19 protein-coding genes are annotated in these 16743 nt (G+C 38.8%); 2 read left to right on the top strand and 17 right to left on the bottom strand.

The genetic code is table 11. The annotated features are described in order from the left end of the window. Nucleotides 1–22: 22 nt before the first annotated feature. From IGL13_RS05290 to IGL13_RS05230, 13 genes are all read right to left on the bottom strand, one after another. On the bottom strand, nt 23–1792 hold the full coding sequence (locus IGL13_RS05290) for a hypothetical protein (RefSeq protein ID WP_002378249.1): 1770 nt from the start codon (nt 1790–1792) through the stop codon (nt 23–25). A 32-nt stretch (nt 1793–1824) separates the two neighbouring features. After that, nucleotides 1825–3282, bottom strand: a complete 1458-nt coding sequence (locus IGL13_RS05285; RefSeq protein WP_002378248.1) for a phage tail protein — start codon at nt 3280–3282, stop codon at nt 1825–1827. Between the two features lie 12 nt (nt 3283–3294). Continuing rightward, the gene (locus tag IGL13_RS05280; protein ID WP_002365553.1) at nt 3295–4221 is read right to left on the bottom strand and encodes a distal tail protein Dit; all 927 of its coding nucleotides are present in this window, start codon (nt 4219–4221) and stop codon (nt 3295–3297) included. 1 nt (nt 4222) lies between these two features. Next, nucleotides 4223–7156 carry a phage tail protein gene (locus tag IGL13_RS05275; RefSeq protein WP_016627154.1) on the bottom strand — a complete coding sequence of 978 codons (2934 nt, stop codon included), beginning with the start codon at nt 7154–7156 and terminating at the stop codon, nt 4223–4225. Next, nucleotides 7146–7514, bottom strand: coding sequence for a hypothetical protein (locus tag IGL13_RS05270; RefSeq protein ID WP_002365551.1), 369 nt, complete (start codon nt 7512–7514; stop codon nt 7146–7148). The genes IGL13_RS05275 and IGL13_RS05270 overlap by 11 nt, the downstream gene beginning before the upstream one ends. A gap of 17 nt (nt 7515–7531) precedes the next feature. Further along, nucleotides 7532–7891: a tail assembly chaperone gene (locus tag IGL13_RS05265; RefSeq protein WP_002357848.1), complete on the bottom strand. Its 360-nt coding sequence runs from the start codon at nt 7889–7891 to the stop codon at nt 7532–7534. Nucleotides 7892–7923: 32 nt separating this feature from the next. Further along, nucleotides 7924–8436: a phage major tail protein, TP901-1 family gene (locus IGL13_RS05260; RefSeq protein WP_002380206.1), complete on the bottom strand. Its 513-nt coding sequence runs from the start codon at nt 8434–8436 to the stop codon at nt 7924–7926. Between the two features lie 12 nt (nt 8437–8448). After that, nucleotides 8449–8865: a hypothetical protein gene (locus IGL13_RS05255; RefSeq protein ID WP_002403209.1), complete on the bottom strand. Its 417-nt coding sequence runs from the start codon at nt 8863–8865 to the stop codon at nt 8449–8451. A gap of 221 nt (nt 8866–9086) precedes the next feature. Further along, nucleotides 9087–9494: a RinA family phage transcriptional activator gene (locus IGL13_RS05250; protein ID WP_002379371.1), complete on the bottom strand. Its 408-nt coding sequence runs from the start codon at nt 9492–9494 to the stop codon at nt 9087–9089. Nucleotides 9495–9513: 19 nt separating this feature from the next. Then, nucleotides 9514–9906 (bottom strand): hypothetical protein, encoded by a 393-nt coding sequence (locus IGL13_RS05245; RefSeq protein ID WP_002360492.1) that lies wholly within the window; start codon nt 9904–9906, stop codon nt 9514–9516. A 66-nt stretch (nt 9907–9972) separates the two neighbouring features. After that, nucleotides 9973–10815, bottom strand: coding sequence for an ATP-binding protein (locus IGL13_RS05240; RefSeq protein WP_002379370.1), 843 nt, complete (start codon nt 10813–10815; stop codon nt 9973–9975). 18 nt (nt 10816–10833) lie between these two features. After that, the gene (locus IGL13_RS05235; RefSeq protein WP_002391825.1) at nt 10834–11589 is read right to left on the bottom strand and encodes a DnaD domain protein; all 756 of its coding nucleotides are present in this window, start codon (nt 11587–11589) and stop codon (nt 10834–10836) included. 45 nt (nt 11590–11634) lie between these two features. Further along, nucleotides 11635–11817: a hypothetical protein gene (locus tag IGL13_RS05230; protein ID WP_073459191.1), complete on the bottom strand. Its 183-nt coding sequence runs from the start codon at nt 11815–11817 to the stop codon at nt 11635–11637. A 167-nt stretch (nt 11818–11984) separates the two neighbouring features. On the opposite strand from IGL13_RS05230, the gene IGL13_RS05225 reads away from it, so the two are divergent. Together IGL13_RS05225 and IGL13_RS05220 are read left to right on the top strand one after the other, a co-directional pair. Beyond that, nucleotides 11985–12467, top strand: coding sequence for a helix-turn-helix domain-containing protein (locus IGL13_RS05225; protein ID WP_194180156.1), 483 nt, complete (start codon nt 11985–11987; stop codon nt 12465–12467). A 34-nt stretch (nt 12468–12501) separates the two neighbouring features. Next, nucleotides 12502–12987, top strand: coding sequence for a toxin (locus IGL13_RS05220; protein WP_002382232.1), 486 nt, complete (start codon nt 12502–12504; stop codon nt 12985–12987). A gap of 372 nt (nt 12988–13359) precedes the next feature. On the opposite strand, the gene rbfA is transcribed toward IGL13_RS05220, so the two are convergent. The 4 genes from rbfA to rnpM are packed head-to-tail and all read right to left on the bottom strand — an operon-like array spanning nt 13360 to nt 16735. Then, a complete protein-coding gene (rbfA, locus tag IGL13_RS05215; protein WP_002360497.1) occupies nt 13360–13710 on the bottom strand; it encodes a 30S ribosome-binding factor RbfA in 351 nt (116 codons plus the stop codon). Nucleotides 13711–13734: 24 nt separating this feature from the next. Beyond that, nucleotides 13735–16128 (bottom strand): translation initiation factor IF-2, encoded by a 2394-nt coding sequence (infB, locus tag IGL13_RS05210; protein ID WP_002366550.1) that lies wholly within the window; start codon nt 16126–16128, stop codon nt 13735–13737. 12 nt (nt 16129–16140) lie between these two features. Next, a complete protein-coding gene (locus tag IGL13_RS05205; protein ID WP_002357860.1) occupies nt 16141–16446 on the bottom strand; it encodes a YlxQ-related RNA-binding protein in 306 nt (101 codons plus the stop codon). Continuing rightward, the gene (gene rnpM / locus IGL13_RS05200) at nt 16436–16735 is read right to left on the bottom strand and encodes an RNase P modulator RnpM (protein ID WP_025194437.1); all 300 of its coding nucleotides are present in this window, start codon (nt 16733–16735) and stop codon (nt 16436–16438) included. The genes IGL13_RS05205 and rnpM overlap by 11 nt, the downstream gene beginning before the upstream one ends. Nucleotides 16736–16743: the final 8 nt, after the last annotated feature.

Here is a 16743-nt window from a genome sequence, read left to right as displayed (position 1 = left end):
AAAAGTCTCCTAAACTAGCTTGTTATTTTGTCGGAAACGGATCGTCCGTGTACCAACTTCCTTGTAGGTAAACATTTCCGGCTCTGCTTGAGGCAAAAATTATCCCTTGATTTCCAATTTCATATAGTGCATTACAATTAGGATACGGAAAAGCGGCAGGTGCAACTGACAGCGGAATATTCCAGACACTAGCACTTATTTTTGAGGACATTTTGTACCCAGTTGGTATATTAAATATTTTAGGCATGTGGGTATTCAATTTCGTTGGATCACTCAAATTACATCTTACAAATGCATCGACACGATTTCCCACCCTGATTAATACAAATTTCATATTATCCTTATTAAAGGCCGCCTGATATTTTGCCTCGACTTCACCGACTCCACTAGCTTCATAAATGGCCATTCTAGAGGATTCCAAAGGCACACCATTGACGGTTGGCATAGTCACAAAATTCTTCACCCCAGCAATCTCTTGATCACCTGTTTGTGTCACAGCTTGACCTTTAATCGCTTCCGCAACGTTTTTCGGGTGCATATATTTACTCGTTAAAGTTCCCGCGACTGCTTCGCTGTCTGATGCGAAGCCATAATTTTCTACATTGCCTAGCCCCACTTGTTCAGCGGTTACTTGGTGCGGGTTATCTTGATTTTCCATATGGGTATTGAGTTGCTCTGCTTGAACAAAACCACTCTTCGCTAAAACCGCTTGGGCATCAACAGACAGCCCAATATGAAGCCCCACGTAATCAACTTCTACGCTGGCTGGCGTTACCCCATTTGATGAATCTGTATAGCTCATTAAATAAATGAAACCTTCATCTGTGATAAAATTCTGATCATTGATTTGAATTGAAAAATCGCCGAACTCTTTTGCTGATTCTTGGATTTGAGTTACCCAATTATCCGTAGTTGGTAAATACGTAGCGATTTTAATCGTTTGATTATTGGGCGCAGCGGCTTTCACACGTTGATTAATCGTAAAAAATTGAACGTTCTGGCGAATAAATGCCACCGACTCGTCAGTTGTGAATGTTTCAAACATTTGTGGAATTAATTTTTTTGCGGCTTCAACGAGATTGAAGGCCGCTAACTGTTGTGGAATTACACCGCTTTGGGTGGAACCTGTTTTCACACCCTCATCATCACGGCTGGCCATTTTATTGTAGTCCGCTTGGGAAACTTCCTCCCAAACGTCTGTTGGCTTCTTAAGAATTTTAGCCGTAAAATCAGTGGAATAACTGTTTGCATTGGTGGCTGTATTGCCGGCCGTTTTACCGTTAAAGTCTAACTTCAATTTGACAGTGGTTGGCTTAGCCAATAAAGAAATACCGTCTGCTTTTGTCATACGGTCATTCAAATCAATTTGAAGACGATTCGCTAAGGTAGCTTGTTTGATGCCTTGTGTATCTGTGCGTGCTTGGACAATTTCTGGATTACTATCACCCGCTTCTGCTACTAATTGATTGAAATCATTTCGCAAAGTATCAAATTCTTGTTTATTATTATTTGCCGTTGAAACTGCATTTCCTGCAATCGTAATTGCTGTTTTGGCATTGTTCATCGCTTGGTTGGCTGTTTCATTTGCTTGATTGCCTGCATCGGTGGCAATTTGTACGGCTTCTTTGCCAGCTTCATCTGCGATGTTTTTCGCTTCAGAAATTCCATTCGTTAACTGGACTTGATAAGCATCTACTTTCTCAGCTGATGCATTCGACTGATCCAAGATTGCATTGATTTTAAGGCGACCTTGGTTCAGGGTATCTAATTCTTCAATATGTTCTACTGACATTTCGTCACACTCCTCTAGTTTTCATTATTTTATTAAAACTGGCCACCCAATTGGGATTGAATATACACACGACAGATGACCGAAGCATCCAACCATAGTGGCTGATGAGAGAAAAATTGAAGCGTGTGATTGCCGCGTTCGATTTTTCCATCTGTTGTTTTTCGTAAATAACTCAAAATGTTTAGCCGTTGTTGTTGCAATGATAGTTGGGGTGATTTTTTGCCATCTACTACCAAATCAATGTTCGTTACAGAATGCGAAGGTCCTTTAGCAGTTGCCTTGAACGTTAATTCTGCGGTGTTTATATAAAGAATGTCCTCGTCAAAGTATAAATTCAGCTCCACTGGCTGTGTCTTGCTAAGTTCTCCTTGTATTGAACGATTTAAAAGTGTCGTCGCCCCTTGTGCGTAAGTTTCGCTAATCTCTTGTTTCCGACTGAAAGCTGTCATGGTACTATGAATTGTTTCTTGCAGATTTCCCAACTCTAGCTGAATGTCTTGGGGGGCACCAAAGACATCTTTTTTACTTTCTTTTTTGATACGAAGGTTGACACTCCCAAACTCATTCGTATTAATCATGATAACCGTGCCCAACCGCAAACGATCGATTGCTAAAGGTTGATCTGTTAATTTAATTAAATCAGCTGCAGTCACTACCCAAGAAACTTGTGGCTTGGTCCATTCTTCTAACATTCGCAAAGCATTTTCCTTTAATGCCTTGGGATCAGAAAAACGCTGTTCCACCCAAATTGACTCTAATAAACCATAGCGGTCAATTGCGGCCTTGTTCTCTAAATACGGAACCCCTTGATTGACCGAGCGAATATTGACTTTGTTAACACCTTCGCCTGAACCTAATGGATAAATCCGATTGATTAGCATCTTGGGATTACGTTCTATTTCAAATCCTTGCATGTTGTAACCTTCTTGAATTCGCGCAACTGGTTCTGTTGGCGGTTTGACTAATGAAATTTCAAAAGGATAGACCTCTGTATTCCATTGCCAAAGATATTCCTCTTCGAAATCGGCTGGGATGCTAAATAAAGGCTCGACTAGCCCGTTTTCATTCTCCCATTTATAGGTTAATTTCCTTGAAAAATCACATTTTTTTAGGACCCAATGCTTTGTTTTTTGTTTATTCAATAAAAATTGAATGGCCTCTTTCGTTGTTTTGTTTTTAATTTCGTGACAACCAAAAAGGACAGTATCACCTAAGGTACATAATGCTTCTGTGGCAGAGTAATGAATTTGATTATTGTTCGCATCTTTCTTAATTGTGGTTGGCATCACGCGATATAAACCAATATATTCATTCTCATTGTCGGTCAGTTCCACCCATTGCATTTCTGCAATAAATTCATTTTTAGGATCATCTAGTGGCATGGTAAAATCTAAACTGCCAATTTTGTTCTCTATTTTTTCATAACTGACTTGATAGGCATTATCCAAGATTGCCGTATATGTTCTTTTCAAATCCAGCGCCATTAACATTTAATCACCCTCCTACACAAATCGGTTAGGATAGCGAATCGTCAAGCGGAAGTCGCTATCTTTGGCTTGAATATACAGCGGTTCATTAGGATATAGATAAAAATCGTTCATTGGTCGAATCATCGGTGCACCATTTTTTGTCAGATAAAAATTTTCAGTATCGATAATAATTTCCGAACGATCAAAGTCTCCTAAGTTAATTGTATCGTTCCGTGTTTTAATCCAAACACCACGTCCGGTTCCTGTTAAAATAATGGTCGGTTTGACTTTTAATCCTTCGACCGTAGGATAAATTTCAATTGGCCGAACTTCTTTGCCTAAATCCCCCATCGTGTAGGCCCGATTTTGAAAGGTAATCATGGTTGATCCCCAATAAGCCCCGCCTTCAATTAAAATTGGAAAATCAACTGCACCTGAGCCTGTATTCCCCATTAAGTAATTCGCTTGAAATGTAATGGTTGGCGAACCCCACATCACACTAGTCGCATCACTCCGTGTGTATTTATACGGATCAGAAAGCAATAAAGTAAAGGTGCCTGTTACTTGGTTAACACCTTCGGGTACATCACTCACTGAAGACTTACTGCCAAACCACAGCATTTCCGGTTCATCGTTAAACCAAATAGAAACGTCTTTTTCCGTAAACAAAGCAACGTTTAAATGATTAAATGCATCTCGAAATGCTTCATTATTCACAGCTGAAAGGCGATATTTGACTGTTAATTCTCGTTCTGGAATTCGCGCATAAACGTGACGTTTACCATCACGAATCCCTAATTGATAGCTTTCAATTTCGCTTGGAACTAATTCTCGTCCTGAAACTGATAATGTTTGATAGCCAGGGATGACTTTTTCTAAAAATTGACCGTTAAAATTCAACGCTTCTGAAGGAAGAGGCGTTGAATGAGTTGCTTGATTGGTATCAACAAATTTATACATGTTATCCTCTCCTTCCTAAGCGGTTATTTTGTTTCACTTGTTGTCGTTGTAACTCTGTTGCTAAATAAGGCGCCGTAGTTGCTGCGACAACTTTTCCATCTAACGTTGACTCTACTGTCACAAATAATGGTCGATTGTATGCATCATTTTCTAAACGATGGTCAATCGTTGCCGTGAAGTTTCCTCGACCAGCTAAGTCCAAGGCAAAATCATTTAACAGCGGTAAATCTAAAATAGAAGCCATTGCTCTACTAACGGCTGTTTCGCCTGCATAAATCCCCGTGGCAATCGTGCCGCCGAAATTCAATTTATGCAAATCAGATAAGGGACCTTCTTTTGCTGGTGAAAATGGTAAAAAGTTACGAATTTTACTGACGACCCCATCGATTGCTTCTTTGGCTTTTCCAATTGCGCCTGTAATTCCATCAGCAATCATACCGACAATATTCGCACCGGCATCGGTGAATTTTGAAAACCAACCTTGGATTGCTTGCCAAGCACCTTCAATTACAGAACCAATGGCAGTTTTTACCTGATCGGCTGCATTGGTAACCCCATTTTTGATATTTTCAACTAACTGTCCGCCCGAAGCTAACAGTTGACCAAAATAAGAACCAATCTTCGTGATCATTTGTGAGATTAATGTTCCTGCTGCGGACAGCAAGGCACCCAATAGACTGAGTACACCATTAATTAAGGCTTGAATCAGTTGAATCCCAGCACTTAACAACTGTGGCAACGCATTGATTAACGCACCCATTAAAGCGGTAATTAGCGTAATTGCTGCAGTAACCAGTTGCGGTAAAATTGAAATAATCCCTTGGATCAAAGCCATTAGCAATTTGACGCCTGCGCTGATGATTTGTGGCAAGGCACCAATTAAGGCATTTACCAATGTCAAAATTAAGGTAATAGCTGCCGCAACTAAGGTTGGTAAAATCGAAATAATCCCTTGAATTAACGCCATTAACAATTTGACACCTGCGCTGATAATCTGTGGCAAGGCACCTACCAACGCAGTCACTAACGCTAGAATAATCGTCAGCGCTGATTGAATTAACTGAGGTAAAATCGTCATAATCCCAGTGATTAATGCCATCAAAATTTGTAAACCAGCAGTCAAAATCAACGGTAACATCGTAACAAATGCATTGACTAAGGCTGTGATAATTGAAACACCTGCAGTAACTAGCATTGGTAACGCTGTGACAAAAGCTGTCACTAATGTAGTGATGATATTAATCGCTGCAGTTGTAATTGTTGGCAAGGCGGTGACAATCGCATTAACTAAAGTCATTAATAAGCTCAAACCAACTTCTATCAACATTGGTAAGACTGTTGTAATCCCCTGAATCAACGTAGTAATAATTTGTGTTGCCGCTTCAATTAAGACTGGCAAATTGGCAACAATCGCACCAACAATTAACGTAATTAAACTAGATAACGCGGTTACGATGCTTGGAATAGCTTCTGTTATTTTCCCGAGAATACTGGTTAAGACTGTTGTAAAAAGTTGTATAACTTTCGGTAGATTAGCCGCAAGCATTGTTGTAACAGATGTAATCGTGTTACCTAAATTATCAAAGACTTGGGTAATACCACCCGCACTCAAATCACCGGTTTTCATCCAGGCCGTCACGAATGAAACAATCAAGGAAATAATTAGACCAAACGGCCCAGAAATTCCTAATGCAGCCAGTGCAACCTTTGTCAGAACTTTTACCAAAAGACCAACCGCTAAACCAGCTTTGTCAAAGGTGCCACCAAATTGCCCTAATAAGTTACTACCTAATTGCAAACCGCTGGCAAAAACGCCTGCTAGCACACGACCAATTGTTGAAAAAATAGTCGCCATTTTCTCTAAGCCTACTGCAAAAAATTGTTTAAAAACTGCCATTACTTGCTGAAAGGCCGGCTGGATCTGTTGTAGCAGTCCTACCAATTTGCCAAACGCCGCTGAAACAGCTCCTTGAATGGCACTAGCTAAGCTATTGATACTATTTCTAAATGTTTCATTGGTTTTATAGAAATAAATAAACGCTGCTACCGCTGCTAAAACGGCTGCTACAATTAAAATTAATGGTCCTCCACCTAAGGCACTAAAACTAGCACTTAGTTTTGATAAGCCACCACCTAACTTCCCAATGTTTCCTTGTACAAGAGCCAAACCAGCACTAAACTGTTGAAATTTTTGCTGAGCCATCGTTACCATAATCAACATGGGCCCAATGGCGGCTAAAATGCCCATAATGGCAACAATAAAAACTTGGACGGGTTTTGGTAATTTGATAAATAAATTCACCAAAGCTGTAATGCCTTTGACGACTGTGATAACCACTTGAACCAAAATTTCCATTCCTGGAGCCATCACGCTTTGAATCACTTGTGCCGCCGCTTCAAATGATTGATTCATCTGAGTCAATGCCCCTTGCAACTCGCCTTGCAATGAATCAGAAATCCCTCCTGCACTGGCCATAATCAGTCCTTGCATTCCTTGAAATTCGCCACTGACCCCAGCACCGACGCCCATAGCTGTTTTTAAAACGTTCAGCATAGGTAAGGAAACGGCACTAGTCATGGCCGTCCCAAAGCTCAGCATATTATTTTGTGCATTAGTAAAGCCATCAGAGGTTTCTTTCCCCGCTTTTTTAGCTGCTTCACCGGCTTGTTCAGCAGAATCTGTTAACTCTGTGTTCATTTGATCTGCTGCCTTTGCTGTTTCGTCTCCTGTTTTTTTCACTGTTTCTCCAGATTGTTGCATGACGGTTTTAAATGTGTTCATGACCGTGGCTGACTGATTGACACCCGCACTAATTTTCCCTAAATATCCACTTAATAAGGCATACTCACCGCTCATACTTTTTAATGCTTGTTGGACGCCTGCAAGGCTTTTCTTTGCCTCCGACAACGGCGTTTTTTCTTTGTCATTCTCCATCTACTCTCCTCCCTTCTCGATAGCGGCGTAGACGCTCTGCCACAGTGGCAAGTTGCGTTTTTTTCCGCTCATTTAATTTCGTTCGTTGTGGCTGGTTAGCTGCCAGAACTTCAGCAACTCGTTTTTCATAATCATAAAAACTTTTAAAGCTTTCAAAAACGGGTTTTCCTTTTTTGTTCGTCGCTTGCGCTTTAACATTTAAGTAGGCAAGCTCGTGCCTTTTCCGCTCTTCATCTACTTCTGCTAAATTAAAAGCAATCATTCGTAATTCAAATTCAGACATGGTCATCCGATCCACTTCTTCAAATGAATGACAGCCTAAGTAGCGAAAAGCAGAAAGAGCGATGTCGTGATACACGTCATCGCTCGTTTTAATTAGTTGGTCGCTTGCGCTTCTGCTTTCTTCGCTTCTTTGCTGAACTGATCGATCATTGGTTTTGTAAGAGGTTGCTTTCCCATTTCTTTAAGCAAATCATCTGAAAGTTTTTTGACATCTTGGGTCATTAACCATGCTTCAATTTCCGACTTACCTATTTTTAATTGCCCACTTTGTAAAGCTTCCATGATGTCAACTAAGATTACTGGATTGTATTGGCGTAAATAAATCATTGCTGAACTGATGCCCATGCCGAATTTGGCAGCGCCATTTTCAATTTGGTAACGTTTATCTAATTCGCGAATCGCGCCAATCGTAAATTTCACTTCAATTGTTTTTCCGTTAATCTCTAAATTCATTTTTTATCCTCCTAAAATTCAACACTTTTTGATTATTCGCCAGGTTGTGGTACTTTATCTGGAACAGTATCTTGGAACGCATATTGTGCTTCCGCAATAATATCTGCTTCTACTGTTGCAAAACCATCTTGTGGTTTGCCATTAATAGAGGCTTCTGTTTCAATTTCTACTAATTCTTCTACATTGGCTGGTAAACTCCATGAATTTACATAACCTTGGGCATAAATTGCTGGATATTTACCTTCCGCATTTTTTTCACCTTTTAAATCAACATCCCAAAATTCCATTAAGATGCCATCTTCAACTGCGTCTTTCATGTATAAATTTTCATCATCTCGAGAGGCTAAACCGCTTAACGATAACGTAACTTCTAAACCAGAAACAGCATTCGCAACGCCATCTTTTGTTTGCGTACCGCTCGATTCACGTGAGAATTCCCATTCATGTTCAATTTGAAATAAGGGTTTCATTGCTTTCTTTGTCGCTGCTTCATCCAAGCGACGAACTAATAAAATACGGTCTTTTCCTTGCATAACTTCTCCCATTGATAATTCCTCCTAGTAAAATTGCATGTGTAATGGTAGTACAGCATGCCAAATTGTTTTTTTCATTTGTTTGGTATCTTTTACCATTTGTGCTTTGACTTCTTGATGTTTGATACCCCAATTAAAATGAGCCGTTCGTTTTAAGTTACTGGTTGCCTGCCGTAAAATCGTTCCTTTAATTGTAGAAATTTGTTGTCGTTCAGATAACGCACCGTAAACATGCATTATTAATTCAATTTCTCCCAAAATAGCTGATTTAGTTGGCTTAGGTAATTCTTTACTATCACCTAAGTAAACAAATGGCTGATCTGGTAAATCTGTCGGCAGTTCCTCTAGCAACAAAAATCCTGACGTCTGGCAGATTGTAACAAGGGCTTCATATAACTCTTGTTCCGCTTCATTCATTTTTAGCGCCACCTTTCCATTCAAAAAATTCAGGATTGGTTAACAAATTGGCTCTCTTCTAGTCAAAATGAAGGATCTTGAAAGTAGCCGGCATTTTCTGCTCCTTCATAGCTGACACAAGAAAGCAGTCAAAATCATAGAATTCCGTGTCTTCATTTTTTTGGTTGCCTCACGTTTATCTATCTCTTTCGACACTATTAATTTACCATGTTGACACCTGAAAAAATTCCACGCTTTTTCCATGTTTACATCCCTAGTTCATCCGCCACCGCTTCAAAGAAATGATTTCTTAATTTATAGGCTTGGCTTTTACTAATAAATAATTGCTGGGCAAGTCCAATTAATGTTAAAGAGGGCCGTTTTTTCATATATAGTTCTTCAATAATCACGCGCGTTTGTTCATCCGCTTCGGCTAAACAATTTTTGATAATGTCTCGATTTCTCTCTAAGTTCCACAGACGACGATCCATAGCTATCGTAATCGCCATTCGTTCGGTCACTACAGAGTGAAGTCCTTGTCCTCTAATACCAGCATTTAAATCTGCTTCTTGATAAGGGTGCCGTAATTCTTCTTCCCGTTGACGGATATACTCTTCTGTTTTATAAAAGTCTGCTAAAATATCTTTGATATAATTAAATGTTGACGTACGCATTGGTTAATCTCCTTTACTTTTATTCATTTAAAAGTGTTAATCGATAAATAAAATAACACTCTTTCGACATATCTAAGCCGTGACGAATCGCTTCATCTGAATAACCGAGCCAAATTAAATAGAGATACTCGCTTTTTGTAAACGATGCGGCCTTGATGGATTGGATGGGTCTTGATTGATCCATCGACCAATTACCGATTGCTTGTCCTAATTCTTGAATTTCCTGCATAATAAGTTTATTTTTTTGACTTGCCCAATCGGGATATTGATTCATTAGTTGTAAGAGTCGTTTTCTTTTTTGTGCTTTTTCGCTTTGTTGCTTTGAAATATCTTTAAATACAACGCTTTTCATTTCAAATAAATCTTTTTTACGTTTTGTTAAATTACTCATGTTTACGGCCTTCTCTTTCACCAATTAGATAACCTAACATTAGTGTCATTGTCCAAAAGATAAACCCAATAATAATTGTTAACATATTTATTTCACACTCCTCATTCGTTTGTCTGTTGTGTCTTTATATTGGAAAACATAGCCACTGGCGTGCTTCATTAGACGAGAAATAATGCGTGTTCCATAGGCCTCCACCAGTTGTTTTCCAGAAAAATTAGTAGTAAAAATAGTTGCTTTATTCTGTCTAGCTTCTAAAATTCGGTTTAAGATGTCATTATTAAAATCCGTACTAACTTTATTTTTAATTCCTAATTCAGCACCTAAATCATCTAAAACCAAAACGTCTGCTTTTTTCATTCTAGTAATATACGCTTGAGCCTTTGCTTGGCTTTTGGCCGATTCATTCATGGACATTTTTAGTTTTTCTAATAACTCAGAGTAGCTGACAAATAAACAATACTTTTGATATGCAGAGCGTTCTAAGACTTCAACTAAAATACTGATAGCCAAATGACTTTTACCGACACCAGGTTTCCCTGAAAAAATAACGTGGATTGGCTTTCCTTCAACAATCGCTGAAACTGCTGCTAAGGCCCGTTCTTTTGCTTGTCTTGTTTCTAATTCAGTGGTTTGGTAATTGGTTAAACGACATTGCCGTAGCGCATCATCAGCAATTAAGGACCCTTGATGAAAAAATTTTTGTGTACGTGCCATAAAACTCTCTTGAGAACGTTGTTGATTGGCTTGTTGTTCATGTTTTTTTAGCATTTTATACCCACACGACCAACAAGTTGGGGCACAACGTTCTGTGCCATCTTTATTTTTTTGTTGCCAAACATATTGTTCACTGCCACATTCAGGACAACGGTCTTCAACTTTTTCTAACAATTGACTCAATAGTATTTGAAAAGTTTGATCTGTCGCATGCATACTGATTTCCTCCTTTCTTTAAAAACCTAACTCTTGATATTCTTCTGTCATTTGCGGCGCATGCTCCAACACTTGTTTTTTATCATTTACCAGAACTTCATGTACGGATAAATAATTTTGTTGCTCCCAACTTTTCAAAATAGCATTTACATAGCCGTAATTCCGTTTATTTCGATCGACGGCAATTCCTAAAGCATGCAAGATTAATTGGCATGCTTCCTCTTGGCTAGCCCCTTTTTGTATAAAATCTTGCAACCAATACTTAAAATCTTGGCTTGTTTTTGAGGCCAGTGTACCAAAGCCGTTTTCCTCATAAAAATGATAAATCGTCTTTAAACAATCGTTTTCTGAACTACTACCTTGACTCTGACCTAACTTAGACTGGACTATGCTTTCCTGTGGTAACCGTTGGTAGTCAGCTGGTTGACCACTGACAGACGATTCTGCTTTAAACGTATAAGCTTTGCTATTTTTTTCAACAATCTGATTTTTCTCTTCTTGATACAAGGTTGGTTTGTAACGATCACTGCGAATATAATTATGAATTTTCCAATGTTTGATAACGATCACACCACTTTCAAATACTAGAATAAATTTTTTAACCATTAGCAATTTTAGATCGTCTTCCCCACAACCAACCATTCGCTGCAATTTTTTGGGATTATTGATAAATCCATCATCATCGGCACGCATCGCTAAATGAAAATACAGGGCCTGACTTGATAAGGGCATATCTAAAAACGCATCACTATCAATAATCGTTTTTGCAAACATGCGTCGTTCTGCCAATCCGCTTCTCTCCTTTTGACTAAATTATTGTTACTCTGTTAGTAATTCCATGAGGCCAATCATACCAATCACGATGGCCCCAATTTTTATTGAGACACTGCTTATTAATAAAATAATTGCTAAAAGTAACATATCCGACAACGTTTTTTTATAATTCCGACTCATTTCTTCACCCTTTCTACAAAAATACGGTTTTCCGAACAAAATGTTCAAAAAATAGTTCAGTTAACCGAACATTTGAATGGCTCTATCTTAGCATCAAATATTTTCACTGTCAACTCATAAGTTCGGTTTTATGAACATCTAATTTTAATTGCGATTGTTACTTGCCTTCTCTAAACAGATATAGTATACTTTGAGGCAATAGGAGGTTCGGAAATATGAACATTTTTGCTGTCCGTTTAAAAGAGGCTTTAACAGCCAAGAACATCAAACCTAGTGAATTAGCGAAAAAAACTGGCATCGGTAAATCTTCGATCAGCGATTGGCTAGCTGGTCGTTACGAAGCAAAACAAGACAAAGTTTATCGCATTGCAGATGCATTAGACATTAATGAGGCCTGGTTGATGGGACAAGAGGTTCCCATGGAAAAAAATGCCTCAACTATCGACCGCATTTATAAAAAATTAGAACCCCAACGACAAGCCATCGTTTATCAATTTGCCGAACAACAATTACACGAACAACAAACGCAAGAAGAAATTCTCTCATTCCCTCGCCGTGACGAAATGACACTGGCTGCCCACGCTGGGGATCCAGAAAAGATATTTTCAAAAGAAGAGATCGAGAAAATTCACGATTACTTGGATGAAATTGATGCCAAATATCAACAATCGATTTCTTCTGACAAAAAAGAGGATTAACTTCCCATCTACTCTTTTTATTAAGTAATGGCAGGTGAATGGTAAAGTGAATGATTATGAAAAACTCGTCAGTTCCATTCAAAAGGATGTGACGGTTTTAGAAATTGATTTATACAATCAAACAGGTTGTTATGGGTTGTATCGAAATGGCAAAATTTATATTGAAAAAACATTGAGTACCCGTCAAAAGAAGAACATTTTAGCCGAGGAATACGGGCATTATCAAACATCCGTTGGCACTATTTTAAATCAAAATTGTACAGAAAATCGGAAGCAAGAGTTGAAAGCTCGCAATGTGGCCTTAGAGCAATTAGTTACATTAGACGATTTAATTCGTTGCTCTGAAGCTGGCTTAAGTAACCATTATTCTTGTGCTGAATTTTTGGAAATCGATGTTGAAACATTAAAAAATGTGATTACGTACTATCGACAAAAGTATGGCGCCACTTATCTTTATAAAGGACGGATTTTTGAATTTAGGGATTATTCTGTGATGGTATTAAATACTGGGTTAACTTAAAAAGCATGGAACAAAATCAATAAGGATTTTGTTCCATGCTTAAAAGTATTCTGGAAAATTCAAGAGCGGTTTTGGTACCAATGGTTAATATGTCCGACGCCAAGCATAAGATTTGGGACAAGTATGAGGACGAATATAAATGACGGCCAAAATCCGATGAACTGAATAATATGTTCCCGCATACTATGTAGTACAAAGAAGAAAAGAAAAAAGTACAGGGAACTCTTGCCTGAACCCATTTCTTTTAAATAACGATCTCCATTTTTATAGAAAACAACAATTCTTTTCATCTTTGCACCTCCATGACTATTTTATCAAGAAATCATGAAAAGAAAAAGCACACCATTCGTCTGGTGTGCTTTTTCTTTTTAATTATTCACCTTGATTCAACTTACGAATCAACTCATCAATGTGATTTCCGTATTGGACAGATTCGTCTCTTTCAAAAATCAACTCTGGTGTTTTATACAAGGTTAACCGTTGTCCTAATTCTTTACGAATCAGTCCTTTGGCTTTGTCTAAGCCTTGTTGAGCTTTTTGTTGTTCGGAAGCTAAATCAGATAACAAGCTGTAATAAATCGTTGCTTGTTGTAAATCACCGGTCACACGAACATCTGTAATAGTGATGCCTTGGACGCGTGGATCTCTGATGCGTTTGTTCAAGATATCATTCACTTCACGCATGATTTCTTGACCTACACGACGGTCACGATAATTTGCCATAGTGTCTTCCTCCAATTACTAAAATTATTGTTTGATTTCTTCCATAATGAAGCCTTCAATCGCATCATCTACACGTAAATCATTGAAGTTTTCAATCATAGCGCCACATTCAAAACCAAGTTTGACTTCTTTCACGTCATCTTTAAAGCGTTTCAAGCTTGCTAATTTACCTTCATAAATAACAATACCATCACGAATGACACGCACGCCACTATCGCGGCGAATAAAGCCTTCTGTAACATAACAGCCAGCGATTGTGCCAACTTTAGATACTTTGTACAATTCACGAACCGTCATTTGACCCGTAATTTTTTCTTCAAATTCTGGATCTAATAACCCTTTCATCGCTGTTTCGATTTCTTCTAGGGCTTTATAGATAATACGGTGTAAACGAATATCAACTTCTTCTTGTTCTGCTTGTTGTTTCGCTTGTGGTGTTGGGCGAACGTTAAAGCCGATAATAATCGCATTACTTGCTGCGGCTAAAGTTACGTCGCTTTCATTGATGGCCCCAACTGCCGCGTGAACAATTTTCACACGAACGCCTTCTACATCAATTTTTTGTAAACTTGCTGAAACGGCTTCGGCAGATCCTTGTACGTCTGCTTTGACAATGATATTAACTTCTTTTAATTCGCCTTCTTTTAGGCTTTCAAATAAGTTATCCAATGTCACACGGCTACTTGCTGAACGTTGTTCAAGCAACGCACGTTTAGCCCGTTCTTCCCCTGCTTGACGTGCTGTTTTTTCATCTTCAAAGACCACAAAACGATCACCCGCTTGAGGAACATCATTTAATCCGGTAATTTCCACAGGAGTTGCTGGTCCTGCTTCTTTATCACGGCGGCCCATGTCATTGGTCATCACACGAACACGTCCGTAAGTATTACCAACAACGATTGGATCACCAACATGTAAAGTTCCTTGTTGAACGAGTAATGTCGCAACCGGACCTTTACCTTTATCTAAGCGCGCTTCAATCACTGTTCCAATTGCTTTTTGCGTTGGATCAGCTTTTAAGTCTTCTACTTCAGCAATCAATAAAATATTTTCCAATAGCTCATCAATGTTTTGATTGAATTTCGCTGAAATATTGACGAAAATCGTATCTCCGCCCCATTCTTCAGGAATTAATTCATGTTCACTTAATTCTTGTTTCACATGATCAGGGTTCGCACCAGGCTTATCAATTTTGTTAACTGCTACAATAATCGGCACTTTTGCCGCTTTCGCATGGTTAATCGCCTCGATTGTTTGTGGCATTACTCCATCGTCCGCTGCAACAACTAAGATGGTAATATCAGTGATGCTGGCACCACGTGCGCGCATACTTGTAAAGGCCGCATGTCCTGGTGTATCTAAGAACGTAATTGGTTTGCCATCAATATCTAACTGATAGGCACCAATATGCTGCGTGATACCGCCCGCTTCACCTGAAGTCACACGAGAATGGCGCAATGTATCTAATAATGTCGTTTTCCCGTGGTCTACGTGTCCCATGATTGTGACAACAGGGGGACGTGTAGTTAAGTTTTCTTCAACAACTGCTTCCGGTTCGAAGAATTTATCAATGTCCGCAATATCAACTTGGACTTTTTCTTGCGGTTCCATGCCATAGTCCACAGCTAATAATTCAATTGTATCTTTATCTAAGGCTTGGTTTTGGTTAACCATGACACCCATCATAAATAATTTTTTGATGATTTCCGCTGGTTCGCGGTGGATTTTTTTCGCAATATCCGCCACGTTCATACCTTCTGTATATTCTAAAACATCTGGTAATTCACGGAATTTACGTGCTGGTACTGCTGGCTTCGCTGATTCTTGTTGATGTTTGCCTTTTTTCCCTTTTTTGTTGAAACGATTGCGGTTTTGGTTATTAAAGTTATTCCGGTTATTACGATTTTGACCGCCACCAAAATTGTTGTTGCGGTTTTGGCCGCCACGGTTTTGGTTGTTCCCGCCATTGTTATTTTGGCTGGTCCGATTTTGATTCGTTGTAGAACCGTTATTGTTTTGGGTATTGCGGTTTTGATTGTTTGTATTTGTTTGATTGCTACGGTTTTGTGTGTTGCTTTGGCCGTGACGATTTTGGTTGTTGTTTCTTTGTTGTCCATTCGTTGATTGATTGTTTGGACGATTTTGGTTATTTCTTTGTTCACCAGGTTTATTGTTCATTGGTTTCTTATTGGCTGGTTTATTTTGTGTTGTTTGTTGCTTTTGGTTGTTTGTTGCTTTTGATTGAGTATTTACGGTACTTCCTCCTCCGAATGCTTGACGAAGCTTTGTTTCTTGCTCGGAACTAATTGCGCCCATATGGTTTTTAACATCCATACCTAATTGATGCGCTTTATCGACAACGTCTTTGCTTGCTTTATTCATTTCTTTTGCTAGTTCATAAATTCTTTTTTTTCCCATGCAATCACCTTCCTAACCTTTTAGTAATTCCTTGATTTTGGTGGCAAATCCTGCATCAGTTACTCCGATAACCATTCGTGGTCGCCCAATCGCTTGGCTGAGCTCGAATTGACTGAACAGTTCGCTAACAGGAACATTATAATAAGAACTTTTGTCCTTGATTTTCTTTCTAGTATTCTCACTGGCATCTTGCGCAACAAACACAAATTTCGCTTTGTTTGCACGAATATCTTTAAGAGTTAATTCCTCGCCTGTGACTAATTTACCGGCGCGCATTGCTAAACCTAAAAGGTTCAAAATTTTGGTTTTATTTTCCATCGCCAAACAACTCTTTGCGGGCTTTTTGATGTGTTACATAATCCAATAGTTCTTGATAAAATTCATCACTTAATTTTGTTTCTAAGACACGATCAAGAATTTTTTTATCCCAAGCTTTTTGGACTTCCGCAGGATCCAAATCAACGTAAGCGCCACGTCCTGGTAATTTACCAGTTGGATCTATGGCCACTTCGCCTTCTTTGGAGCGAGTAATTCTGACTAATTCTTTTTTCGGTTTCATTTCGCCTGAAACAACCGATTTACGCATTGGAATTTTTCTCTTTTTCATTTTTTCAC

The sequence above is a fragment of the Enterococcus sp. DIV1937 genome (assembly GCF_050535975.1).
GTDB classification, from domain to species: domain Bacteria; phylum Bacillota; class Bacilli; order Lactobacillales; family Enterococcaceae; genus Enterococcus; species Enterococcus faecalis.
This window is presented reverse-complemented; position numbering and strand designations above follow the sequence as displayed.

Bases quoted from the DNA above. Each gene is read 5' to 3' on its own strand.
- IGL13_RS05205 (WP_002357860.1), bottom strand. From the start codon at position 16,446: ATGGAAAATAAAACCAAAATTTTGAACCTTTTAGGTTTAGCAATGCGC.
- IGL13_RS05240 (WP_002379370.1), bottom strand. From the start codon at position 10,815: ATGCATGCGACAGATCAAACTTTTCAAATACTATTGAGTCAATTGTTA.
- IGL13_RS05265 (WP_002357848.1), bottom strand. From the start codon at position 7,891: ATGAATTTAGAGATTAACGGAAAAACAATTGAAGTGAAATTTACGATT.
- IGL13_RS05225 (WP_194180156.1), top strand. From the start codon at position 11,985: ATGAACATTTTTGCTGTCCGTTTAAAAGAGGCTTTAACAGCCAAGAAC.
- IGL13_RS05260 (WP_002380206.1), bottom strand. From the start codon at position 8,436: ATGGGAGAAGTTATGCAAGGAAAAGACCGTATTTTATTAGTTCGTCGC.
- IGL13_RS05250 (WP_002379371.1), bottom strand. From the start codon at position 9,494: ATGCGTACGTCAACATTTAATTATATCAAAGATATTTTAGCAGACTTT.
- rnpM (WP_025194437.1), bottom strand. From the start codon at position 16,735: ATGAAAAAGAGAAAAATTCCAATGCGTAAATCGGTTGTTTCAGGCGAA.
- IGL13_RS05235 (WP_002391825.1), bottom strand. From the start codon at position 11,589: ATGTTTGCAAAAACGATTATTGATAGTGATGCGTTTTTAGATATGCCC.
- IGL13_RS05280 (WP_002365553.1), bottom strand. From the start codon at position 4,221: ATGTATAAATTTGTTGATACCAATCAAGCAACTCATTCAACGCCTCTT.
- IGL13_RS05275 (WP_016627154.1), bottom strand. From the start codon at position 7,156: ATGGAGAATGACAAAGAAAAAACGCCGTTGTCGGAGGCAAAGAAAAGC.
- IGL13_RS05290 (WP_002378249.1), bottom strand. From the start codon at position 1,792: ATGTCAGTAGAACATATTGAAGAATTAGATACCCTGAACCAAGGTCGC.
- IGL13_RS05285 (WP_002378248.1), bottom strand. From the start codon at position 3,282: ATGTTAATGGCGCTGGATTTGAAAAGAACATATACGGCAATCTTGGAT.
- rbfA (WP_002360497.1), bottom strand. From the start codon at position 13,710: ATGGCAAATTATCGTGACCGTCGTGTAGGTCAAGAAATCATGCGTGAA.
- infB (WP_002366550.1), bottom strand. From the start codon at position 16,128: ATGGGAAAAAAAAGAATTTATGAACTAGCAAAAGAAATGAATAAAGCA.